Genomic DNA, 22,785 nt, shown 5'->3' with positions numbered 1-22,785 from the left:
ACGGGGTCGCCGGCGCGATCCCGCTCCTCGCCCGCCCTCAATCGCCGGCCGGCGGCACGTCGCGACAGGCGAGCGGCCCCCCAGCAGTGGGGACGGCGGCCGGCCGCGGTGGCAGACGGCAGACAGAGACGACGGATGCCGCGACCCGGCGCGTGCGCGGGGGTGCGGCATCCGTCGTCAGGGTCGGTCAGACGACCGGGGCCGACTCGTCCTCGAGGGCGTCGCCCGAGGACTCGGCGAGCGGCTCGCCACGCTCGGCTTCTGCGAGCGCGCGGGACTCCTCGTCGAGATCGGTCGCCGCCTGCTCGAACTGCGAGTTGTAGAGCCGGAAGTACGCACCCTGGGCGACGATGAGGTCGTCGTGCGTGCCCTTCTCGACGATCCCGCCGTTCTCCATCACGAGGATGAGGTCGGCGTCGCGGATGGTCGACAGGCGGTGCGCGATCACGAACGACGTCCGGCCTTCGCGCAGCGCCGCCATGGCGTGCTGCAGCAGCAGCTCGGTGCGGGTGTCGACCGAGCTCGTCGCCTCGTCGAGGATCAGCACCGACGGCTGCGCCACGAAGGCACGGGCGATCGTGATGAGCTGCTTCTCGCCGGCCGAGATGTTCGACGCGTCCTCGTCGAGGAGGGTGTCGTAGCCGTCCGGCAGCGAGTGCACGAACCGGTCGACGTACGTCGCGCGGGCCGCGGCGAGGATCTCGGCGTCGGTGGCGTCGGCGCGGCCGTAGCGGATGTTCTCGCGGATCGTGCCGGCGAACAGCCACGGGTCCTGCAGCACCATGCCCGTCTTGGCGCGGATGTCGCGCCGCGTGAGCTGCGCGATGTCCTGCCCGTTGAGGAGGATGCGGCCGCCGTCGAGCTCGTAGAAGCGCATCAGGAGATTCACGAGCGTCGTCTTGCCGGCACCGGTCGGGCCCACGATCGCGACCGTCTGCCCCGGCTCCACCCGGAAGGACAGATCGTGGATGAGGGGGCGGTCGGGCGAGTACGAGAACGCCACGTCCTGGAACTCGATGGTGCCGTCGCCGTCGACAGGGGCCGGTGCGTCCTGCGCGTCGGGCTCCTGCTCCTCCTCGTCGAGCAGCTCGAACACCCGCTCGGCAGAGGCGGTGCCGGACTGGACGACCGCGGCCATGCCGCCCAGCTCAGACAGTGGCTGCGTGAACTGCTGCGAGTACTGGATGAACGCCTGCACGTCGCCGAGGCGCAACTGGCCGCCCGCGACCATCAGCGCACCGAAGACGGCGATGCCGACATAGGTGAGGTTCCCGATGAACATCATCGCGGGCATCATGATGTTCGACAGGAACTGCGCCTTGAAGGAGGCCGCGTAGAGCTCCTCGTTCTCGGCGCGGAACGCCTCGCGGGACGCCTGCTCACGACCGAAGACCTTGACGAGCGCGTGGCCCGAGAACGACTCCTCGACGCGTGCGTTGAGACGGCCGACCTTGCGCCACTGGATGCCGAACGCCTTCTGCGACCGCGGTCCGATGACGCCGAACAGCACCGCCATGAGCGGGAAGCTGACCAGCACCACGAGGGTCAGCTGCCACGAGATCGTCAGCATCATGATGAGCACGCCGATCACGGTGAGCACGCTCGTGAGCGCCTGCGACAGCGACTGCTGCATCATCTGGGTGATGTTGTCGATGTCGTTCGTGACGCGCGAGATCAGCTCGCCGCGCTGCACCCGGTCGAAGTAGCGCAGCGGCAGCCGGTTGATCTTCGCCTCGACGTCTTCGCGCAGGCGCCACATGACGCGCACCATGATCACGTTGATGACGTAGCCCTGCAGCCACATCAGCAGGGACGACGCGAAGTACAGCGCGAGCACGATGAGCAGCACGCGGCTGAGCGCCAGGAAGTCGACGCCGGCGCCGGGCACGAAGTGCTCCATGGCCGCGACCATGTTGGCGAGGTCCTGCTCGCCGGAGGCTTCGAGCCCCTGGACGACCTGCTCTTTGGTGGCGCCCGACGGCGCCATCGACGACACGACGCCCTCGAAGAGGATGTTGGTCGCCTCGCCCAGAACCTTGGGCGAGAGCACGGCGAAGACGACGCCGATCGAGCCGAGGATCGACACGAAGATGAAGCCGACCGCGTTGGGACGCAGCAGTCCGATGAGGCGGCGGAAGGACGGGCCGAAGCGCGCGGCCTTGCCCGGGGCGACGGCGCCGCTCCAGTCGTCGGCCGAGATGCGGGCCTGCTCGCCGAGCTCGATCTCGAGCTTCTCCTCTGGGCTGAGCTCGGCGACGGCGTCGCGGGCGCGGCGCCGGGTGGCGGGCTTGTCGGCGCGGGACTGCTGTTCGGGGTTCGAGGGGTGTTCGGCGCTCATCGGGCGACCTCCGCTCCGAGCTGGGACTGGACGATCTCGCGGTAGGTCTGGCTGGTCTCGAGCAGCTCATCGTGCGTGCCGAGACCCACGATGCCGCCGTCGTCGAGCACGATGATGCGGTCGGCATCGGTGATCGTCGAGACCCGCTGAGCGACGACGATCTTCGTGACGTCGGGCAGCTCCCGCCACAGCGCCTGTCTCAGCCGTGCGTCGGTGGTGAGATCCAGCGCCGAGAACGAGTCGTCGAACACCAGCACGCGCGGCTGGTGCACGATCGCCCGGGCGATGGCGAGACGCTGACGCTGGCCGCCCGACACGTTCGTGCCGCCCTGGGAGATCGGCGCGTCGAGCCCGCCGTCCATCTGGCTCACGAAGTCGCTCGCCTGCGCGATCTCGAGGGCGTGCCAGAGCTCGGCATCCGTCGCCTCTTCGCGGCCGAACCGCAAGTTCGACGCGATCGTGCCCGAGAACAGGAAGGGACGCTGAGGCACCAGCCCGATCGTCGCCCACAGGGCTTCGAGGTCGGCGTGACGGACATCGAGGCCGCCCACCTCCACGACGCCGTCCGTGACGTCGAACAGCCGCGGGATCAGCGAGATCAGCGTGGTCTTGCCGGCGCCGGTCGAACCCACGACCGCGACGGTCTCACCTGGTGCGGCGCGGAAGGTGATTCCCGAGAGGATCGGGTGCTCGGCACCCGGGTAGGTGAAGGTCACGTCCGTGAACTCGACCGTGCCCGGTGCGGGGAAGTCCGCCGCTGCGTTCGCCGCGCGCTCCAGCGACGACGCGGTGTCGAGCACCTCGCCGATGCGCTCGGCGGACACCGCCGCGCGCGGGATCATCAGCGTCATGAAGCTCGCCATCATGACGCCCGAGAGGATGATCATGGCGTACTGCATGAAGGCGAACAGCGTGCCGATCTGGATCTCGCCCGAATCGACCTGCATGCCGCCGAACCAGATCACGCCGATCACGGTCACGTTGAGGATCAGCATGACGGCGGGGAAGAGCACCACGAACAGCGAGCCGACCTTGCGGCCGACGACCATGATCTCGGTGTTGGCCTCGCGGAAGCGCTCCTCTTCGATCGGCTCCCGCACGAACGCGCGGATGACCCGGATGCCGGTGAGCTGCTCGCGCATGATGCGGTTCACGCCGTCGAGCCGTGACTGGAAGCTGCGGAAAAGCGGAACCATGCGCGCGATGACGAGGCCGGCGACGAGGAGCAGCACGGGAACTGCGACGGCGATGATCCAGGCGAGGCTCGCCGCCTGCTCGATCGCGAGGATGATTCCACCGATCGCGAGCAGAGGCGCCGTGACCAGGAAGGTGGCCGCCATCATCGCCAGCATCTGCACCTGCTGCACGTCGTTGGTGTTGCGGGTGATGAGCGATCCGGCGCCGAAGCCTGTGACCTCGCGCTCGGAGAACCCTGAGACACGCTCGAAGACGTCGTCACGGATGTCGCGCCCGAGCTTCATCGCCGCGCGCGCGGCGAAGTAGGTGGCGATGATCGAGGCGACGATCTGGGCGAGCGACACGGTGAGCATCACGGTGCCGGTGCGCCAGATGTACTCGGTGTCGCCCTTGGAGACGCCGTTGTCGATGATGTCGGCGTTGAGGCTGGGCAGGTAGAGCGAGGCCACGGCGGAGGCGGACTGGAACAGCAGCACACCGAGCAGCAGCCAGCCGGATGGTTTGAGGTAGCGGACGAGGAGTTTGGCGAGCACGGACTTCTCCCGGAAGTGACGAGGCCATGACGAAACACCGCCTGATGCGGTGTCCATGGGTGCCGACCCACCTTTGCACGGGCTCCCGACATCGCGGCAGTCCCGTTCACGGAGGGCGAACGAGGTACGCGGGCGGCTGTTCCCGCGTTCCGCGGTCACTCTAACACGATATATCGCGAGCCTCGACCTCGAGCATCTCGCCGTCGGGAATCGTGGATGCCTCGGCTCAGGCCGGCCCGCCCTGCGCGATGTCGGCGCGTTCCCGCCAGCTGCGCGCGGTCACCCGATCCAGCGCCACCTGGCGGCGGAGGCCGTCGGCCTGCTCGTAGAGAGAAGGCTGGCCGTAGCTCGTCAGCACCTTCACGAGCACCGGGAGCAGCTCGATCATGAAGAAGAGTCCGGCGATGAGCCAGTGCGCCCACGCCAGCGTGGGCTCACGCTGCGACAGACGTTCGAGTCCGCTGATCTGGCTCAGGAGGCCCACGGCGCCGGCGTTGCCGCCGGCGACCTCCGCGGCCCGTGCGTCATACGCCTCGAGCGCCGCCTCGTACTGGGCACGTGCCGCGGGCAGCTCGTCCTCTGCCTGCTGCTTGTTCTGTGCCTCCGAGGCCCCGGCGCTGGCGGTCCCGGCCGACTGGGCGGCCGCGAGATCCGCCTCGGCGGTGCGCAGCTTCGCGGCGAGGTCGTCGTACGAGGCCTGCGCCTGGGCGAGCTGCGCCTGGGCGGCGCCCGAACTCGCTCCTTCGCCGGCGACGCCGCTGCAGCCCGGCACCTCACCGGCGCCCTGGCCGGTCAGCTCGCACTGGTAGATCGCGCGCGCCTGATCGATCACCTGCTGCTGGGCGGCGAGCTTGGCGGTCAGGTCGTCCGCGGTCTGCTGCGCCGAGGCGGTCGCCGCCGACGTGGTGTCCGCGCCCTCGACGACGCCGCTGGCCGCCTGGCTCTCGAGCGCGGCGACACGCTCGCTCGCGGCATCCAGCGCCTGCTTCTCGGGGCCGTCGGTGACGGCGTCCTGATCCGACTGCGCCTGCACGATGTTCGTCGCCGTCACCTCGCGTGCGATGTCGTTGTGGAAGATCTGCAGCACGAGCGGCTCGGCCACGACGATGCCGATGACCGCCGCCATGATGACCCGAGGGATGGCGAGCCCGATCAGCCGGCCGACGCTGTGCGTGGACCGCATGGTCGAGGTGAGGAAGCGGTCGAGGTTGAAGATGATGAGCGCCCAGATGATGGCCAGCGGCAGCGCGCCCCAGGCGACGATCCGGACGCCGGTGGTCAGGGCGAAGAACATCGAGATCGCCGAGATCAGGGCGGTGCCGGCGATCACGAAGAACATCTGCACGAAGCGGGGCGTCTCGATGGGCACCTGGTCGAGCACCGATGCGTCGGCGCCGCCCAGAACGGCGAGCCTGCGCCAGCCCGAGCCGCGCTCCCGGCGGCGCTTGACGCGCTTCGAGCGAGCCGGACGCGTGGGAGCGGCCGCCGCCGCGGGCTCCTCCTCCTCGAGCGGCGCGGTGGTCGCCGCCGCCTCGTCCACGGCTCCCCACTCACCGATCCGAGCGGTCTCCGCCACGGCCGGCGCTGCCGCCTCCGGCGCCGCGACCTGCGGCTCTGCCGCCACCACCTTGTCTGCCACCACCTGGACCGGCTGCGTCGGGTTCATCGCAAGCGCGTCCTCGAGCAGATCGCGCGTCACCGGGTACGGATCCTCGGGGCCGTCGGCATCCACCCGCTCGTCGCCCGGCTCGCCGGCGGCCTGCTGGGCCCGCACGTCGTCGAGGTACAGATCCTCGGTCCGCTCGCCGTCCGTCTCGAACTCGATGCGGCCGTCGGAGCCGAATCGGCCCGGCCGGTGTGCGGAGAAAGACATCCCGACACCCTAGACAGGCCAACCTGTGCGGCAGGTGTGTCTCGCGCTGCGGAGGCTGTGGGCTCAGTCCTCGAGCGGGGTGACGGCGGCGACCGCCTCGTCCTCTTCGGTGGCGACGAGCTGCCCGCAGGCGCCGTCGATCTCCTTGCCGCGGGTGTCGCGGAGGGTGGTGGGGATGCCGGCGTCGTTGAGGCGCCGCACGAACTCGTTCTGCACCGGCACGTCGGACGCGGTCCAGATCGAGCCGGGGGTCGGGTTGAGCGGGATCGGGTTCACGTGCACCCAGCCGCGACCGCGGGCGTTGAGCTTCTCGGCCAGGAGGTCGGCGCGCCAGCCGTGGTCGTTCATGTCTTTGATGAGCGCGTACTCGATCGACACGCGGCGTCCGGTCTTCTCGAAGTACGCGCGGGCGGCGTCGAGCGCCTCGTCGACCTTCCAGCGCGAGTTCACCGGAATGAGCTCGTCGCGCAGCTTGTCGTCGGGGGCGTGCAGCGACAGCGCGAAGGTCACCGGGATGTCCTCGTTCGCGAGCTTCGTGATCGCGGGCACGAGCCCGACGGTCGACACGGTGATGCCGCGCGCGCTCATGCCGAGGCCGTGCTGCTTGTCGGTCATGACGCGCACCGCCTGCATCACCCGCGCGTAGTTCGCGAGCGGCTCGCCCATGCCCATGAACACGATGTTCGACACCCGCTCGGCGGAGTGATCGGTCTTCTTCTTGCCGCCGAGGCCGCCTTCGGCGATGAGGCGGTTGGCGCGCACGATCTGCTCGATGATCTCGGCGGCCGACATGTTGCGGGTGAGTCCGGCCTGCCCGGTGGCGCAGAACGGGCAGTTCATGCCGCAGCCCGCCTGGCTCGACACACACAGCGTGATGCGGCCGGGGTAGCGCATCAGCACCGACTCGACGAGGGCGCCGTCGTGCAGCTTCCACAGGAACTTGATCGTGTCGCCGCGGTCGGTCTCGAGGCGCCGCACCTCGGTGAGAAGCGGCGGGAGCATGCCGTGGACGAGCTCCTCGCGGCCCTCAGCCGGCAGATCCGTCATGTCGGCGGGGTTGTGGGTCCAGTGCTGGAAGTAGTGCTTCTCGAGCTGCTTCGCTCGGAAGCCGGGAAGCCCGAGCTCCTTGACCTTCTCGACGCGCTGCTCGGGGGTGAGGTCGGCGAGATGCACCGGCGGCTTGCCGCGCTTGGGACTCGCGAACTGGAGAAGGGGCCGGCCCTCGGCATCCTTCTTCTGGGTCCATCCCTCAGTCGCCGGACGCACCTGCCGGGGCTTGGTCGTGCGCACGGGCGAATCGGTCATGAAATCCAGGGTAGGGGACGCGCCTGGACGGATGCCGATGCCGGCGCATCCCGTCCCGCCCCGGCGGACACCACCACCTGTGCGAAAACACGGGCCGGTGACGTGGCGCGCCGGGTCGCGGCATCCGTCCCCGGCGCGTCGCCGTCACCGGCCCGTGTTCTGGCACACCGTCAAGCCCCATCGGGCACGCGGGCGGCGCGGTTAGCCTGACCGGGTGAGCGATGACAACGACCTGACGATCCGGGCGATCGAGCCCAGCGATGCCGGCGAGGTGCTGACACTGCAGCGCGCGGCATTCGTGCAGGAGGCGCTCATCTACGGCACCCCGGACATGCCGCCCCTCACGCAGACGCTCGAGGAGCTCGAGGCGGAGCTGACCGAGAACCTGGGCGTCGTCGCGCTCGACGGCACGCGCATGGTCGGAGCGCTGCGCGCACGCCTCGACGGCGACCTGCTGCTCGTCGGACGCATCGCGATCGCGCCGGACCGCGCGGGCGAGGGCATCGGCAGCGCCCTGCTGGAGGCGGTCGAGCGCCGCGGTGCCGGCAAGGGCGCCACCGAGGCGGAACTGTTCACCGGGTCGCTGAGCGAGGCGAACATCCGCCTCTACCAACGCGTCGGCTATGCCGAGACGCAGCGGGTGTCGGGTGACGACGGCACCGAACAGGTCTTCCTGCGCAAACGGCTCGACGCGAGGCGCCGCGGCTAGGCTCGCCGTGTGGTCCCCCTCGAGAACCTCCTCGCCTTCACGCTCGCGGCGCTCGTGCTGATCGTGATCCCGGGCCCGAGCGTGCTCTTCACGATCGGGCGCGCGCTCGCGCTCGGTCCCGTCGGGGGCCTCCTCAGCGTGCTCGGCAACGCGTTGGGCCTGCTGCCGGTCATCGGCCTCGTCGCCATCGGCGTCGGCGGCGTCGTCGCGCAGTCGGCCGTGCTGTTCACGATCGTCAAGGTCGCCGGCGCCGTGTACCTGATGTACCTCGGCGTGCAGGCGATCCGCCACCGCCACCGCGCGGCCGCCGAGGCGAGCGGAGGCGCCCTGCCCCGCTCGGCCTGGCGTCAGCTGGGCGAGGGGTTCGTCGTCGGGGTGACCAACCCGAAGACGATCGCGTTCTTCGTCGCGGTGCTGCCCCAGTTCGTCGACCTGAGCGCGGGCTCGGTGCCCCTGCAGATGATCGAGCTCGGCCTCGTGTTCTTCGTGATCGCGCTCATCTCGGACGGCATCTGGGCACTGGTCGCCGCGGGCGCCCGCACGTGGTTCGGCCGCTCGCCGAAGCGCATCTCCACCCTGTCCGCCACCGGAGGCGGCCTCATGATCGGCCTCGGCGGCATCCTCCTCTTCACCGGGAACAAGCACTGATGACACCTTCGACAGGCTCACGGACCGAGGCCGGCACTGGGACCGAGGCCGGGAGACGACGCATCGTCTTCCTCGACGTCGACGGCACGATCCTCGAGCACGGCTCGCACATCTCCCCCTCGACGCCGGACGCGGTCCGCGCCGCCCGCGCGGCCGGACATCTCGTGTACCTCAGCACGGGGCGGTCGGCTGCCGACATCCATCCGGTCGTCGCGGACATCGGGTTCGACGGCGCCGTCACCAACTCCGGCGCCCTCGTGACCTCGGACGGTGAGGTGGTCGTCGAACGCCCCCTCTCGCCGGAGGCGACGGACCGGATGCTGACGGCGCTGCGCAGCCGCGGCATCCGCTATTTCCTGCAGGCTCGTGACGGCGTCTACGCGAGCGACGACATGGCCGAGCTGATGCGCGACTACGCGGTCGCCCTCGAGGCCAGGGAGCGGGCCGGCGAGGAGGTGCGTCCCGAGGACTCCCTCGTCGGGCTCGCCCAGCGCACGTTCCCCCGCGTGGAGGAGGCCGACCTCAGCCGCATCGACAAGGCCGTGTTCGTGAGCGACCACGAGGAGGGCATCGACGAGCTGCGGGCCGACCTCGGCGACGAGTTCCTCATCGTGCCGGGGAGCATGCCGCTGCCCGGCGGCTCGAACGGCGAGATCAGCGAGCGCGACACGACGAAGGGCTCGGCGATCGAGCTGCTGCTGGCCCACTTGGGCATGGATGCCGCCGACGCCGTCGCGGTCGGCGACAGCTGGAACGACATCGAGATGTTCCAGGTGTGCGGCGTCGCGGTCGCGATGGGCAATGCACGACCCGAGCTCAAAGAGCTCGCCGACCTCGTGACGACCGACGTGCTCGACGACGGCATCGCCAACGCCTTCCGCCGGCTCGGCCTCATCTGAGCCGAGCGCCGACTCAGCCGGCGCGCGGCGGCGCTGTGGAGTCCCGCGGCACGAGTCCGGTCGGCAGCCGCACGTGCTCAGGGGGCGCGCCGCGCTCCATCTCCAGCGCCACGCGCAGGGATTGGCGGCCGAGTAGGCCCCAGTCCTGGCGCACCGTCGTCAGCGGGGGTGCGAACATCTCGGCCTCGTCGATGTCGTCGAAGCCGACGAGCGACACGTCCTCGGGAATGCGCAGGCCCGCCTCGATGATCGCCCGGTAGGCCCCGAGCGCCATCTGGTCGTTCGCGGCGAAGAGGGCGGTGGGCCGCTCCTCGCGCAGCAGCCGCTTCGTGGCCTCGTAGCCGGAGCCCGGGCTCCAGTCGCCGGACCGGGTCGACGGGATGCGGCGGCCCCGCTCCGTCAGCACCTGCATCCAGGCGCGGCACCGGGCTTCCGCCGAGAACGACACCGACGGCCCGGTGATGTGATGGACCGTCTCGTGACCGAGGTCGAGCAGGTGCCCGACGGCCTCACGCGCCCCGACCTCCTGATCGAAGTCGACGGATGCCACGCCCTCCACGAGCGGCGGACCGAGCACGACCGTCGGCACGCCCTCGGGCAGCTGCAGCGTCTCGTCGACCCCGAAGGGTGCGGGGAGGATCACGATGAGCACGTCGACGGCCATCTCCCCCAGCCGTGTGAAGGCGCCGTTGGCCGCGCGCCCGGAGGTCGCGGCCAACGGCATCAGGGTGGTCGCGTAGCCCCGCTCGGCGGCTCGCTCCGAGATCTCCTCGAGCGAGCGATGCGTGCCGACCGAGTGGAGGTTGTAGTAGACGACGCCCACCGTGCGGAACGACCCGCGGCGGATGGCGCGCGCGGCGGCGTTCGGCCGGTAGCCGAGCTCGCGCATCGTGGTGAGGATCAGCTCGCGCTTCTCGGGCGCCACGTTCGGCTCGCCGTTCGCGACACGCGACACGGTCTGCACCGATACGCCGACGGCCTGCGCGACATCCCGCAACGATGTCCGGCGGTCAGCCATTCACACCCCTCGGAACGCGAAGCGGAACTCGAGGTCGCCGCGCGTGGGGAGGTGGTACTGCGCCAGCGTGCGCGCGCCCCACGAGTCGTCGCCGCCGACGCCCCGGCGCATGAGCGCCGGGCGCAGCACCGTGCGGTGGATCGGCGGCAGCTCGGTGTGATGCAGCGCGTTCTCCACTTCGTCGGGTGTCCACGGCAGCGCCGAGAACTCCATGCCGTCGGGCGACTCGACCCGCAGGCCCACTCCGCGGCCGTCGGTCACTTCGGCCCAGCGCACGCCGGTGCGGCTCCCCGCCTCCTGCGGCCGCAGGCAGGGCGTCAGCTCCGTCGTCACGTCGCGATCGTATACGCCCAGCCGGGCGCCGCCGCGACGATCGACGTAGCACTCCTCCGGTCCGTCGCCATACCACCGCACCCGGCGGAACTCCGGCAGGGTCGTCAGGAGCATGCCGAACTCGGGCAGGCTCGGCAGACCTTCGACGAGATGCAGCGTCTGGGTCACTTCGACGCGTCCCGCACCGTCGACGCGGTAGGCGACCTCGCAGGTCGTCGCCGGTCGCGTGGGCAGCTCGTACGAGAGCGTCACGGTCACGGCGGACTCGTCCGTCTCGACCCGCGTGCTGGTGAGCGGATCGCGCACCCGCCCGTACCGGCTCGCGAGCAGCCACTGCCCGTCCTCGAAGGGCGCCTCCCATCCCCGCTCGTTCGCGGTCGGCGCGTGCCAGAAGTGCGGGCGCGGCATGGAGGTGAGAAGCTCCCGCCCGCCGTCCGACGTCATGCCGAAGCGGTACGAGGCGAGCCCGCCGTACAGCGTCGAGAACAGCACGCTGAATCCCGGTCCGCGCACGCCGATGTTGTGCGCACCGCGGATGAGCTCGGGAGCGGGGCCCGCGACGACGGCCGCCGGCGAGCCGACCCGCACCACCCGCTGCTCATGGGCGACCTCGTGCCCTTCCGCCGCCCACGCGGTCGCCGACCGCAGCCGGAACGAGACGTCGATCGTGTACTCCCCGGGCGCGGCGGGCACCGCGAGCGGAAGGGGGATGGCCCTCGTCTCGCCGGGCGGGATGTCGGTCTCGACCTCCGCCCGGCGCAGCACGGTGCCCTCGCGGCCGAGCGTCACGACGCACCGGTACGCCGCACTCGAGGTCGCCAGCAGACGGTTGTGCACCGTCATCGCGTCGTCGCCGATGCGGATGCGCAGCCCCTGATAGAGGTACGTGACCTCCTGGAGCTTGGGGGTCGGGGTGTGGTCGGTGAAGAAGATGCCGTTGCCGCAGAACTCGCCGTCGTTCGGCGCGTCGCCGAAGTCGCCGCCGTAGCCGAAGTACTCGTTTCCGTAGCGATCGGTCAGGGCGATCGCCTGATCCGCGAAGTCCCAGATGAACCCCCCCTGGAACAGCGGCTCCCGGTAGGCGAGCTCGATGTACTCGTCGACCGCGCCGAAGGAGTTGCCCATCGCGTGCGCGTACTCGCACAGGATGAACGGCTTCTCGCGATGCTCCCGCAGGAACTCCTCGACCTCGGCCGCAGGCGTGTACATCTGGCTGACGACATCCGTCGTCTCTTCATGGCGCGGGTCCCAGTGCACGCCCTCGTAGTGCACGGGGCGGCTGTCCACCTCGCGGAAGTAGGCCGCGACGTCGCGCAGGTTGGTGCCGCCGTACGATTCGTTGCCGCACGACCACATCACCACGCTCGGGTGGTTCTTGTCGCGCTCGTACATGCTCGCGGCGCGGTCCAGGAGGGTGGGCAGCCACTCCGGCCGGTCGCCGGGGACGGCGTCGTCGATGGGCGCGCCGAGCTTGCGGATGCGGTCCCACACGCCGTGGCTCTCGAGGTTCATCTCGTCGATCACCATCAGGCCGTGACGGTCGGCGAGCTCGTAGAAGGCCGTGCTGTTGGGGTAGTGGCTGGTGCGCACCGCGTTCACGCCGGCGGCCTTGAGCAGGAGGATGTCGGCCTCGATGTCGGCCGCCGTCTGCACGCGTCCGGCCAGACCGAACTCGTGACGGTTCACGCCCAGGAACACCACGCGGCGGCCGTTGAGCGAGAGCAGACCGTCCTCGATCGCGAAGCGTCGCACGCCGACCCGCTGCGCGATCACCTCGATCAGGTCTCCGGCGCCGTCGCGCACCTCGATCTGGACCTCGTAGAGCGCCGGGTCCTCCGGGCTCCACAGCCGGGGACGGTCGAGACGGATGCCGAGCACGCCGTCGCCGCGATCCTCGAGCTCTCCCACACCGTCGATGCGCGCGCGCACCGAGCCCCCACCGCCTGCGGAGCCCTCACGCAAGGTGACGCGCAGTGCCACATCGGCGACGTCGTTGCCGGGCGCGAGATCCACGTCGACGCGGACGTCCTCGACGTGCACCGCCGGCCGCCGGTAAAGCACCACGTCGCGGAACAGCCCCGAGAAGCGGAAGAAGTCCTGGTCCTCGAGCCACGATCCGCTCGAGAACTTGAAGACCTGGGCGGCGAGCTTGTTCTCCCCGTCGACGAGCGCGTCGGTCAGGTCGAACTCCGACGGCGTGAAGCTGTCGGTCGCGTACCCGAGGTACCGGCCGTTCAGCCAGACGGCGATGGCGCTCTCGGCTCCGAGGAAGCTCACGCTCATCGTCTCGCCGGCGGCGAGCGGCCGGTCGAGCACGAAGCTCTTCACGTACGAGGCGACGGGGTTGTAGCGCTCGGGCACCTGTCCGGGCGCGATCTCCTCCACGCCGTCCCACGGGTACTGGACGTTGACGTACTGGGGTCGGTCGTACCCGTGCAGCTGGATGTGCGCGGGCACCGGGATGTCGTCCCAGCTCTCGCAGTCGTAGCGCGGCTCGAAGAAGCCGGCCGGCGCCGCGGCCGGGTTCTTCGCGTAGTGGATCTTCCAGCGGCCGCTCAGCGACTGCTCGTAGCCGCTGACGCCGTCGGCGGCCTCGGCCGCCGAGCGGAACCAGCGGTGGTCCGAGTGCGCGGGGCGGCGGTTCTCCCGCACGAACCGGGGATCGGCGATGCGGGCCGGGTCGAACGCGGCGCGATCGCCGTCCGTGCGTGCGTCTGCCGTCTGGATGGTGTCGAGAGTCACTTGACCGCCCCCGTGATGCCCTGCGCGAACTGCCGCTGCAGGAGGAAGAACACGAGCATCGTCGGCAGCGACGACAGCAGCACGGCGAGCATCAGCACGCCGTAATCGGTGACGTACCCCGCGCTGATGTTCGCCGTGAGCATCGGCATCGTCAGGATGCTGTTGTTGACCAGGATCACCTTGGGCCAGAGGAAGTTGTTCCACGCCATCATGAACGTGATCACCGCGGCCGCCGCGAACGTGGACCGCATCGTCGGCACGTAGATGCGCGCGAAGATCGCGAACTCCTTCAGACCGTCGATACGCGCCGCCTCGATGATGTCGTGCGGGAACGAACGCGAAGCCTGCCGGAACAGCAGGATCAGGAACGGCGTCGAGATCATCGGGATGACGACGGCCCACAGCGAGTTGACCATGCCGACGCGCGCGAACAGCTGGAACAGGGGGATCATCGTCGCGGCGAAGGGGATCATCATCGCGAGCAGGAGGATCGCCATGACGATGTCCTTGCCGCGGGAGTGATACACCTCGAAGCCGTAGCCGGCGACCGAGCACACTGCCAGAGCGAGCACCGTCGTCCCCACCGCGATGAGGAAGGAGTTCGTCATCGCGCCCACGACGTTCTGCGTCGAGAACAGCACCGAGATGTTCTCCAGCAGCGCGGTGCCGGGCAGCATCCGCGAGGCGAGGACGTCCTTGCTGGTGTTGGTGGCCGAGACGACCATGAAGTAGAGCGGGAAGATGGAGAAGAGCGCCCAGAACGCCAGCAGGGCGTATCCGGGAAGGCTGCGGAGCTTAGTCACGCTTGTCACCGACCTTCATCTGGATGAACGAGAGGATGGCGACGAGCATGAGGATCACGTACGAGATCGCCGCGGCGTAGCCGAAGTTGGGGTTCTTCTGGAACGACACCTCGTAGAGGTAGTGCGCCATCGACATCGTCTGGTAGGCCGGCCCCCCTCGGGTCAGCGCCCATGACTCGTCGAACAGCTGAAGCGTGCCGTTGATCGAGAGGATCGCGGTGAGCACGATCATGGGCTTCAGCTGCGGGACGGTGACGTACCAGAACGTCTGGAAGGCGTTCGCGCCGTCCATGCGCGCGGCCTCGATGCTCGAGTGATCGATGTTCTGCAGCGCGGCGAGGTAGAAGACCATGTTGTAGCCGGTCCAGCGCCACAGCAGGCCGAGGATGATCACGAAGCGCGCGGTGTCTGCCTGCCCGAGCCAGTTGATCGGGTTGTCGATCAGGCCGATGCCTTCCAGCATGTCGTTCACGAATCCGTCGCCGGCGAAGAGCGTGCGGAACACGAGCGAGTACGACACCAGCGACACGGCGCACGGCAGGAAGATGGCCGTCCGCCACAGCGCCTTGAACTTCAGCTTGGGGTTGTTCAGCAGGTTGGCCAGCACGAGCGCCAGCGTCAGCATGAGCGGCACCTGGATGATCAGGTAGATGAAGGTGTTGGTGAGCGTGAGCTTGAAGATCTCGTCGCTCAGCAGGCGCTGGTAGTTGTACCAGAGCGGCTCCGCGAACTCGAGTCGGGTGCCGCGTCCCGTCTGCAACGACAGCACGAAGGCTTGCGCCATCGGGATGAAGCTCATGAAGAGGATCAGCAGGGCCGCCGGGAGCAGGAACCCCCAGCCGGTGAGGCTGCGTCGGCGGGTGTTGTTCAGCCAGGGCTTGCGGTTGCCGATGTAGTTCGGCAGCGGCGGCGGATCGTTCCGCCGCGGTGTCTTCGTGCGCGTCTTCGCGTCGGAGGCCACGGGTGTCATCTCTTTCCCTCGAGCGGTCGGGATCACGTGGGTCGTCCGGCCGGGCGGGCGTCACCGCCCGGCCGGACGTTCCGTCGTGGTTACTCCATCGCGAACTCGACGTTGGCCTGCGCCTCGCCCAGAGCCGTCGCGGTGTCGGTGCCGCCCATGATCTGCGTCATGGCCGTGCTCACGGCGTCGCGGGCCTCGTAGTAGTAGGCGCCGGTGTTGTTCGAGGGCACCTCCGGACCGAACGCGACCACATCGGCGAAGATCGGCTGACCGCCGAAGAAGTCGATCGGCTCGTTGTACACGTCGCTGTCGCCCGCGGGGATCCAGTTCGCGACCGCGCCGGCCTTCGGCAGGATCGTGTCGTAGAGCTCAGTCGAGCCGGCGAACGTCGCTGCGAGGAAGTCCGAGGCGAGATCGACGTCGGCGTTGGACGAGATGGCCCACGACGAGCCGCCGTTGGCGGAGTAGTTCGTCGCACCCGAGACCGTGTCGAGCTTGGGGAGGTTCGTGATCCCCCACTTGCCGGCCTGGTCTTCCGCGGTCTGGATCGAGCCCACGATCCAGATGCCGTTGACCGTGCCCCCGACGTTGCTGTTGACGATCGTGCCGATGTACTCGTCCCACGAGTTGACCTCGATGAGCACGCCGGCGTCGACCAGCTGGGTGTAGACGTCGATGGCTGCCTCGAGCGCCTCGTTGTCCACGATCGTCGGGTTGCCCTCGTCGTCGAACAGGCTCGCACCGGCCGACTGGAGCATCATCATGGGGATGTCGGCGGACCCGGCCTGCCCCGACAGCAGCGGCTGCCCGGTCTTGGCGAGGACGTCCTTGCCGATCGTGAGGTACTGGTCCCAGGTGATGTCGGTGAAGTCGTCGACGGTGTAGCCCGCCTGCTCGAGGACGTCGGTGCGCAGAGCTGTGACCGCGGTGCCGGCGTCGAACGGCACGCCGTAGTTGATGTCGTCGATGGTCGAGTATTCGACGACCGACTCCGGGAACTCCGAGAAGTCGATGTCGGAGTCGCTGAAGTCGGAGAACAGGTCGGGATAGTTCAGCCCGTTCTTCTGGAACGCGTTGTTCTGCATCAGGAAGATGTCGGGCAGTTCGCCGAATGCCTGGGACTGGGCGATCGTGGTGAGCTTGGTCTGCAGGTCATCCCACGGCACTTCGACGATCTCGAGTTCGAAGTCGGGGTTGTCCTGCTGGTAGACCTTCTCGGCCTCCTCCATCGCGTAGATGTTGAAGGCGGGGTCCCAGGTCCAGACGGTGAGCTTGTTGTCGCCGTCGCCTTCGCCGCCGGAGTCGCCTCCGGAGCCGCAGGCCGTCAGCGTGAGGGCGAGGGGCAGCGTGAGGGTGAGGGCCGCGGCGAGCTTCGCAGAGCTTTTCATGGATTGCAGATCCTTCCGTGGATTCGGTGGTGCCGAGCAGTGCCTCGGCTTCCGACAGGTCCCGCACATGGTGCCGTGCGGGCGTCGGCGGATCAGCCGCCGCACGTCGGAACGCACGCCGGACAGACGGAGGGCTCCCGGAGATCCATGGGTGGATGCGACATCGCATCCCCTGCGCTCTCCAGTGAGCACACCAGCTTCTGAGTCCGAGGGAACGGTAACACTGGTAACGTCACCACGCCAGTGTTTCAGCGGAATTCATGTTTTCCGCAGACGCACGGGGACGGACGCCCCGCGAGACGATGGGGCGCGCTTCTGCGCGGCATGACGCGCTGCCGCCGGTCGTCAGACGGACGCGACAGCGGGGGCTTCGGCCCCGAGATTGACGAGCGTGCCGCCCGGGTCGCGCACCTGGGCGACGCGCTCGCCCCACGGCATGTCGGCGGGCGGCTGCTCGGCCCGGCCGCCGGCATCCAGCCACGACGCGTACGTCGCATCCACGTCGTCGACGTAGAACCAGAGCGCGACCCGGTCGCCCACCGACGGCGGGAGCGCGTCAGGGTCGCGACCGATGCCCAGCGCAACGTCGCCGATCTGCAGCGAGACGTAGTCGTCCTCGTCGCCGCTGCCGAACCGGTACGCCACCGTCGCGCCGAGCGCGCTCTCGTAGAAGCGCACGAGCTGCGGAAGATCTCGCCCCAGCAGGATCGGGAACAGGCTCCGGACCGCCATGAAGCCCACCCTACGTCGCCCCGGTGGTCGAGACCACGGGGGTCGAGAAGGGGAGTCCTCAGCCGAGGACGCAATCCTCAGCCGAGGAAGAAGTCCTCAGGCGAGGAAGGAGTCCTCAGTCGAGGAAGGAGTCCTCAGTCGAGGAAGATGTCGGGGAACAGCGCCGAGTCGGGTGTCCCCGGAACCGCCGCATAGCCCGAGAAGTCGCTCACACCGGCCGCCTCGAGGACGTCCTCTACGATGAGCGTCTGCCCCGTGTACTCGCGTGCCGGCCGGGTGACGACCTCGTACGCGGCGTCGGCGTAGATCTCGGGCGTGCGGCTGACCTTCATCATGCGGTCGCCGCCGAGGGCGAACTGCACCGCGGCAGTGGCGATCGTCGTGCGCGGCCACAGCGTGTTGGCGGCGATGCCGGCCTCGGCGAACTCCGCGGCGAGCCCCAGCGTCGCCATCGTCATGCCGTACTTCGCGAGCGTGTAGCCGGTGTGGCCGCCCAGCCACTTCGGCGAGAGGTTGAGAGGCGGCGAGAGGGAGAGGATGTGCGGGTTGGCGGCATCCTTCAGGATCGGGATCGCGGCACGCGAGAGCATGAACGTGCCGCGCACGTTGACGTCCTGCATGAGGTCGTACTTCTTGGCGTCCAGCTCGAGCGAGCGCGACAGGTCGATCACCGAGGCGTTGTTGACGACGATGTCGATGCCGCCGAACTCGCCCTGCGTCTTGAGCACGGCTTCGGTGACGTCGTCGTCGTTGCGCACGTCGCCCACGATGGGGAGGGCATTCCCGCCGGCAGCGCGGATCTGCTCGGCCGCCGAGTGCACCGTGCCCTCGAGCTTCGGGTGTGGTGTGTCGGTCTTCGCCAGCAGCGCGATGTTGGCGCCGTCGCGGGCCGCGCGCAGCGCGATCGCGAGGCCGATGCCGCGGCTGCCGCCCGACATCAGGATCGTCTTGCCGGCCAGGGACTTGTCGCTCGTTGAGGGGTTGGTCACTGTCTTCCTCCAGTGGTGATGCCCCGATTTCCGCTCTCAGTGTCCCGGTTTCGGGTCTTCATGTCCCGAATTCCGCTGCTCCGGTCGCCCGGAACGGTGGAAAGTGGGACATGCCCGTGTCGGCGGTAGCGGGCGGGGCAGATGGCTCAGGTGGGCGGGCGGGTCAGGGACGGGATTTGGCGGATGCCGCGGCGAAGGCCGCGACGCGGGCGCGGGCCTCGTCGGTGTCGAAGCGGGCGCCGATCGAGGCGGCTTCGTCGTCGAGGTTCTCCGCGAACGAGCGCCCGGCGCCCGTACGGACGAGCCGCTTCGCCTGCCCGAACGCGCCTGTGGCGTTGTCGAGCCAGAACCGCGCGACCGCCTCGGCGCGCGCAGCCACATCCGCCGCGGGCACCACTTCGGTGACGAGGCCCCAGTCGAGCGCGATGGTGGCGTCGATCGTGAGGTCCTGCAGCAGCAGCTGGAGCGCGCGGCGCTGGCCGACCGCGGCCGGCAGCAGGGTCGAGACGCCGAGGTCGGGGGTGAGGCCGATGTTGGCGTACTTGCTGACGAAGCGCGCCTGCTCCGACGCCACGATGTAGTCGGCGGCGAGCATGAGTCCGAGTCCGCCGCCGGCGACCGCGCCCTGCACGGCCGCGACCATCGGCTTGTCGGACTCGACGAACGTGCGGATGCCGTCGTGGATCGTGTGCGCCGCGTCGGTGACCTCGGAGCCGGCCGCACCCGACGTCGCCATCTCGAGCACGTCGCCGCCGGCGCAGAAGGCCGGGCCTGCGGCATCCAGGATCACGGCCCCGACCGAGTCGTCGGAGGTGAGCTCGTGCGCGACGTCACGCCAGCGGCGGCCCATCTCGAAGCCCATGGCGTTGAGGAACGCGGGCCGGTTGAAGGTCACGCGGGCGAGGGCGCCGTCGCGCGTGACGAGGATCGAGTCGCTCATGGCTCTCCTTGGGTCGAGGGGCTTGCTTCGGTGCCACCGGGGGTGGGTCCGGGGCTTACTTCGGGGCCATCCGGATGGCACGATGGCAGGTCAGCGGGGAGCCATCCGGATAGCGCGGTGGCGGATCAACGAGGAGCCATCCGGATAGCTCCGTCGAGACGGATGGTCTCACCGTTGAGGTACCCGTTGTCGACGATCGACATCACCAGGCGCGCGTACTCGTCGGGCCTGCCGAGCCGCTGCGGGTACGGCACCTGCTCGCCGAGGGAGTCCTGCGCGGCCTGCGGCAGGCCCATCAACATGGGGGTCTCCATGATCCCGGGGGCGATCGTCAGGACGCGGATGCCGTAGCGCGCGAGCTCGCGCGCGATCGGCAGGGTCATGGCGTGGACGCCGCCCTTCGACGCGGCGTATGCGGGCTGGCCGATCTGGCCGTCGAACGCCGCGACGCTCGCGGTGCTGACGATGACCCCCCGCTCCCCCGCCGAGCCGTCGCCGTCCGCCGTGGGCTCGGTCTTGGACATGACCGCCGAGGCCTGCGCGATGACGTTGTAGGTGCCGATGAGGTTGACGCGGACGATGCGCTCGAAGCCCTCGAGCGGCGACGGGTTGCCGTCGCGGTCGAGCACCTTCGCGGGCGGCGCGATGCCGGCGCAGTTCACGACGACCCGAAGGGGACCGGATGCCGCAGCCGTGGCGACCGCGGCGGCCACCTGCTCCGGATCCGTGACGTCGGCGGGTGCGAACGAGCCGCCGAGCTCTGCGGCGATCTCCGCGCCCGCCGAGCTTGCCAGGTCGAGGATCGTGACCGCCGCGCCGGCTGCGGCCAGGCGGCGTGCGGTGGCGAGGCCCAGGCCGCTCGCGCCGCCGGTGACGAGCGCGGACGCGTCGGTGAGGTCCATGGGATTCTCCTTCGAACTCCGTAAACGGCGGAACCGCGTATCAGCATACGCGGGACCCAGTCCCACCGCTGGCCGGGCGGTGCGGCATCCCGACCAGGCTAACCGTGTCGCCCCGCGGTCACTCGGCGATCGGCGGGCGCAGCCGTACCAGCGTGGCGATGCGATCGAGGAGCTCGGCGGGGCGAGCCAGCAGCACGCGTGCTTCGGGCCGATCGATGAGGTACTCGGCCAGCCGTGTGGTCGCACGCGCCTCGGCGCGACGATATCCCGACAGATAGTGCTGAGTGACGCCCCACTCGATGACGTCGCCGTGGGTCGTGACCCGCACCGCGAAGGTCGGCGTCTCCGTTCCCTCGACGAACGAGCCGCCGCCGCTGAGGAGGCCTTCCAGCAGCGGTCCGACGGAGTCGCCGATCATGGGATGGGGCCAGCGCGTCGTCGGCGGCTCCACGACGAGCAGGCGCACGTCACCCCACGGTATGAAGCCGGCCGGCGATTCGCCCAGCCAGGGCGCCAGCCCGTCCGGAGTCAGCCGGACGTGGCGGGCCGCGGCATCCCCGATCGCTAGCGCCGGCGCCGCTCCCTCGAGAGCCGTGAGCGGTCCTCGGCGGCGGATGACACGCGTGGTGGCGGGCATGACTCCATCCCATCATGCAGCTGGTGCTCGATCGCCCTCGCGGCTTGGATGGAGCGATGGAGCTCCGGCTGAGGCGTGTCTTGGACGATCCGTCGGCGGATGACGGGTTCCGCGTGCTCGTCGACCGGCTCTGGCCGCGCGGCCTGTCGAAGGAACGAGCGGCCCTCGACCTGTGGGCGAAGGACGTCGCCCCCTCGACCGAACTCCGGAAGGCGTTCCACCACACCGACCTCTCGTGGCCCGACTTCGAGGCCGCCTACCGCGCCGAGCTCGACGGGCCGGCCCGCACCGCCGTGGAATCGCTGCGCGCGGAGCTGGCACCCCACGCGGTGGTGACGCTGCCGCACGCAGTCGCCGACGAGTCGCACAACCATGCGCTGATCCTCCGCGATGCGCTCGAGGCCTGATCTGCGGAACTCCACGGATTCGCCGGCCAGCCGGATCTTCGGCTCCGGAATCTCGGCGCGCTGGGCCCGGGCGGAGCCCGGATCCGTGGAGTTCGGCAGGACCTCGGACGGCAACGGGCAGGATGGGGGGATGAACATCCCGCCGGTCGACGTCGAGGTGCCCGCACGGGTGAGCGCGCTGGCGCGCGGCGCAGTGCTGGTCCCGGTGTGGCGCAACGACTACGGCGGACTGACGTTCCGCACCGACGACGGCCGGTACGTCAAGCACGGGCCGCGCAACGCCGAGTCCTCGTTCGCGGGCGAGGTGGAGCGCCTCGGCTGGGCCGTCGGGCACACCACGGTGCCGCGCGTCCTAGAGGCGGGAGCCGACGACACCCACGAGTGGATGGTCACGGCCGCGCTGGCGGGCGCATCCGCCGTCGACCCCGCATGGCGCGCGCATCCGGCTATCGCCGTCCGCGCCGTCGGCGAGGGCCTGCGCGCCTTGCACGACGCGCTGCCGGTGGAGGACTGCCCGTTCGACTGGGGGGTGCCGTCGCGCATCGCGAACGCCGAGGGCCGCGGCATCCGTGTCCCCGACGCGCTGCGCGAGCCGCCGCCCATCGAGCGCCTCGTCGTGTGCCACGGCGACGCGTGCTGCCCCAACACACTGATCGGCGACGACGGCCGATGGTCGGCGCACGTCGACCTCGACACGCTCGGCGTCGGCGACCGCTGGGCCGACATCGCCGTGGCGTCGATGTCGACGACGTGGAACTATGGCGAGGGATGGGAGGACGCCCTCATCGAGGCGTACGGGGTCGAACCCGACCGCGAGCGTCTGTCGTACTACCGAGACCTCTGGAACGCGACATGAGCGAGAACAACGGCCCCTCGATCACCGGCACCGTCTGCAAGATCGACGGGCACCCGAACCTCGTGATCCTGCGCCGGTTCCGCGCCGGCGCCGACGAGGTCTGGCGCGAGCTCACCGAGTCGGCGCGGCTCGAACGGTGGATCGGCCGGTGGGAGGGCGATCCGAAGGCCGGACACGTCACGTTCTACATGACGTCGGAGGGACAGGATGCTGCACCCGAGGAGTACACGATCCTCGAGTGCGACCCGCCACGGCGGTTCGCGGGCGACACGTCCCAGGGCAGCGGCTCGTGGCACCTGTGGTTCGAGCTCGCCGAGGACTCCCCCGGCGACACCGTGCTCACGTTCGGCCAGCGGCTGAACCCCGGCGAGGACGTCGGCTCGATCGGTCCGGGGTGGGAGTACTACCTCGACCGGCTCGTCGCTGCTCAGGCCGGTCTCGACGCCGACACCGTGGCGTGGGACGACTACTTCCCCGCGCTGCAGCCCGCCTACGAGCGGCTCGTGGCGGCCGACTGACGCGGCGGCGTCTCGCGCGCCGGGTGCGGGGCGTTTCGTCTCGCTCGTTCCTCGCTC

The 22,785-nt window shown here is 69.7% G+C and carries 20 protein-coding genes; 6 read left to right on the top strand and 14 right to left on the bottom strand.

The annotated features are described in order from the left end of the window. Positions 1 to 187: 187 nt before the first annotated feature. The 4 genes from B1729_RS14865 to rlmN all read right to left on the bottom strand — a co-directional run bounded on the left by B1729_RS14865 (position 188) and on the right by rlmN (position 7,246). Entirely contained in the window at positions 188 to 2,338 is a 2,151-nt protein-coding gene (locus B1729_RS14865; protein ID WP_163633524.1) for an ABC transporter ATP-binding protein, read from the bottom strand. After that, positions 2,335 to 4,068: an ABC transporter ATP-binding protein gene (locus B1729_RS14860; protein ID WP_163633522.1), complete on the bottom strand. Its 1,734-nt coding sequence runs from the start codon at positions 4,066 to 4,068 to the stop codon at positions 2,335 to 2,337. Before B1729_RS14860 ends, B1729_RS14865 begins: the two co-directional genes overlap by 4 nt. A gap of 226 nt (positions 4,069 to 4,294) precedes the next feature. Beyond that, complete coding sequence (locus tag B1729_RS14855) at positions 4,295 to 5,941, bottom strand: DUF4407 domain-containing protein (protein ID WP_163620513.1); 1,647 nt, start codon at positions 5,939 to 5,941, stop codon at positions 4,295 to 4,297. Between the two features lie 63 nt (positions 5,942 to 6,004). Continuing rightward, the gene (gene rlmN, locus B1729_RS14850; RefSeq protein ID WP_163633520.1) at positions 6,005 to 7,246 is read right to left on the bottom strand and encodes a 23S rRNA (adenine(2503)-C(2))-methyltransferase RlmN; all 1,242 of its coding nucleotides are present in this window, start codon (positions 7,244 to 7,246) and stop codon (positions 6,005 to 6,007) included. A gap of 214 nt (positions 7,247 to 7,460) precedes the next feature. Here rlmN and B1729_RS14845 point away from each other — a divergent pair, with 214 nt between their 5' ends. From B1729_RS14845 to B1729_RS14835, 3 genes are read left to right on the top strand one after another with little or no spacing between them, the layout of a single operon-like run. Beyond that, positions 7,461 to 7,955 (top strand): GNAT family N-acetyltransferase, encoded by a 495-nt coding sequence (locus tag B1729_RS14845; RefSeq protein ID WP_204318938.1) that lies wholly within the window; start codon positions 7,461 to 7,463, stop codon positions 7,953 to 7,955. A gap of 9 nt (positions 7,956 to 7,964) precedes the next feature. Next, positions 7,965 to 8,603, top strand: coding sequence for a LysE family translocator (locus B1729_RS14840; RefSeq protein ID WP_163620509.1), 639 nt, complete (start codon positions 7,965 to 7,967; stop codon positions 8,601 to 8,603). Further along, a complete protein-coding gene (locus tag B1729_RS14835; protein WP_163620507.1) occupies positions 8,603 to 9,502 on the top strand; it encodes a Cof-type HAD-IIB family hydrolase in 900 nt (299 codons plus the stop codon). Before B1729_RS14840 ends, B1729_RS14835 begins: the two co-directional genes overlap by 1 nt. 13 nt (positions 9,503 to 9,515) lie before the next feature. Here the strand turns inward: B1729_RS14835 and B1729_RS14830 are convergent, their stop codons facing one another. The 10 genes from B1729_RS14830 to B1729_RS14785 form a co-directional block, all read right to left on the bottom strand. Next, on the bottom strand, positions 9,516 to 10,520 hold the full coding sequence (locus tag B1729_RS14830) for a LacI family DNA-binding transcriptional regulator (RefSeq protein ID WP_163620505.1): 1,005 nt from the start codon (positions 10,518 to 10,520) through the stop codon (positions 9,516 to 9,518). Beyond that, positions 10,521 to 13,595 (bottom strand): glycoside hydrolase family 2 TIM barrel-domain containing protein, encoded by a 3,075-nt coding sequence (locus B1729_RS14825; protein WP_239539662.1) that lies wholly within the window; start codon positions 13,593 to 13,595, stop codon positions 10,521 to 10,523. It abuts the gene before it with no gap. Then, positions 13,592 to 14,398: a carbohydrate ABC transporter permease gene (locus tag B1729_RS14820; RefSeq protein WP_239526241.1), complete on the bottom strand. Its 807-nt coding sequence runs from the start codon at positions 14,396 to 14,398 to the stop codon at positions 13,592 to 13,594. The genes B1729_RS14825 and B1729_RS14820 overlap by 4 nt, the downstream gene beginning before the upstream one ends. Then, positions 14,391 to 15,359, bottom strand: coding sequence for a sugar ABC transporter permease (locus tag B1729_RS14815; RefSeq protein ID WP_239526240.1), 969 nt, complete (start codon positions 15,357 to 15,359; stop codon positions 14,391 to 14,393). Before B1729_RS14815 ends, B1729_RS14820 begins: the two co-directional genes overlap by 8 nt. An 89-nt stretch (positions 15,360 to 15,448) precedes the next feature. Further along, the gene (locus B1729_RS14810; protein WP_163620501.1) at positions 15,449 to 16,747 is read right to left on the bottom strand and encodes an extracellular solute-binding protein; all 1,299 of its coding nucleotides are present in this window, start codon (positions 16,745 to 16,747) and stop codon (positions 15,449 to 15,451) included. Positions 16,748 to 17,092: 345 nt separating this feature from the next. Continuing rightward, entirely contained in the window at positions 17,093 to 17,479 is a 387-nt protein-coding gene (locus tag B1729_RS14805) for a VOC family protein (protein WP_163620499.1), read from the bottom strand. Positions 17,480 to 17,613: 134 nt separating this feature from the next. Then, positions 17,614 to 18,468 carry an NAD(P)-dependent oxidoreductase gene (locus B1729_RS14800; protein WP_163620497.1) on the bottom strand — a complete coding sequence of 285 codons (855 nt, stop codon included), beginning with the start codon at positions 18,466 to 18,468 and terminating at the stop codon, positions 17,614 to 17,616. A gap of 163 nt (positions 18,469 to 18,631) precedes the next feature. Beyond that, positions 18,632 to 19,408: an enoyl-CoA hydratase/isomerase family protein gene (locus tag B1729_RS14795; RefSeq protein ID WP_163633518.1), complete on the bottom strand. Its 777-nt coding sequence runs from the start codon at positions 19,406 to 19,408 to the stop codon at positions 18,632 to 18,634. Between the two features lie 125 nt (positions 19,409 to 19,533). After that, complete coding sequence (locus B1729_RS14790) at positions 19,534 to 20,310, bottom strand: SDR family NAD(P)-dependent oxidoreductase (protein ID WP_163620493.1); 777 nt, start codon at positions 20,308 to 20,310, stop codon at positions 19,534 to 19,536. Between the two features lie 118 nt (positions 20,311 to 20,428). Further along, positions 20,429 to 20,947, bottom strand: coding sequence for a hypothetical protein (locus tag B1729_RS14785; RefSeq protein WP_163633516.1), 519 nt, complete (start codon positions 20,945 to 20,947; stop codon positions 20,429 to 20,431). A gap of 80 nt (positions 20,948 to 21,027) precedes the next feature. Here B1729_RS14785 and B1729_RS14780 point away from each other — a divergent pair, with 80 nt between their 5' ends. The 3 genes from B1729_RS14780 to B1729_RS14770 all read left to right on the top strand — a co-directional run bounded on the left by B1729_RS14780 (position 21,028) and on the right by B1729_RS14770 (position 22,728). Continuing rightward, positions 21,028 to 21,354, top strand: coding sequence for a DUF488 family protein (locus B1729_RS14780; RefSeq protein WP_345770819.1), 327 nt, complete (start codon positions 21,028 to 21,030; stop codon positions 21,352 to 21,354). Positions 21,355 to 21,484: 130 nt separating this feature from the next. Beyond that, positions 21,485 to 22,210 (top strand): aminoglycoside 3'-phosphotransferase, encoded by a 726-nt coding sequence (locus B1729_RS14775; protein ID WP_163633512.1) that lies wholly within the window; start codon positions 21,485 to 21,487, stop codon positions 22,208 to 22,210. Then, a complete protein-coding gene (locus tag B1729_RS14770; protein WP_163633511.1) occupies positions 22,207 to 22,728 on the top strand; it encodes an SRPBCC family protein in 522 nt (173 codons plus the stop codon). The genes B1729_RS14775 and B1729_RS14770 overlap by 4 nt, the downstream gene beginning before the upstream one ends. The last annotated feature ends 57 nt before the right edge of the window (positions 22,729 to 22,785 follow it).

Source organism: Microbacterium sp. B35-04 (assembly GCF_010634885.1).
In the GTDB taxonomy this organism is placed as follows: domain Bacteria; phylum Actinomycetota; class Actinomycetes; order Actinomycetales; family Microbacteriaceae; genus Microbacterium.
The sequence above is the reverse complement of the archived record's forward strand: the minus strand, read 5'-3'. Positions and strand labels throughout refer to the sequence as shown.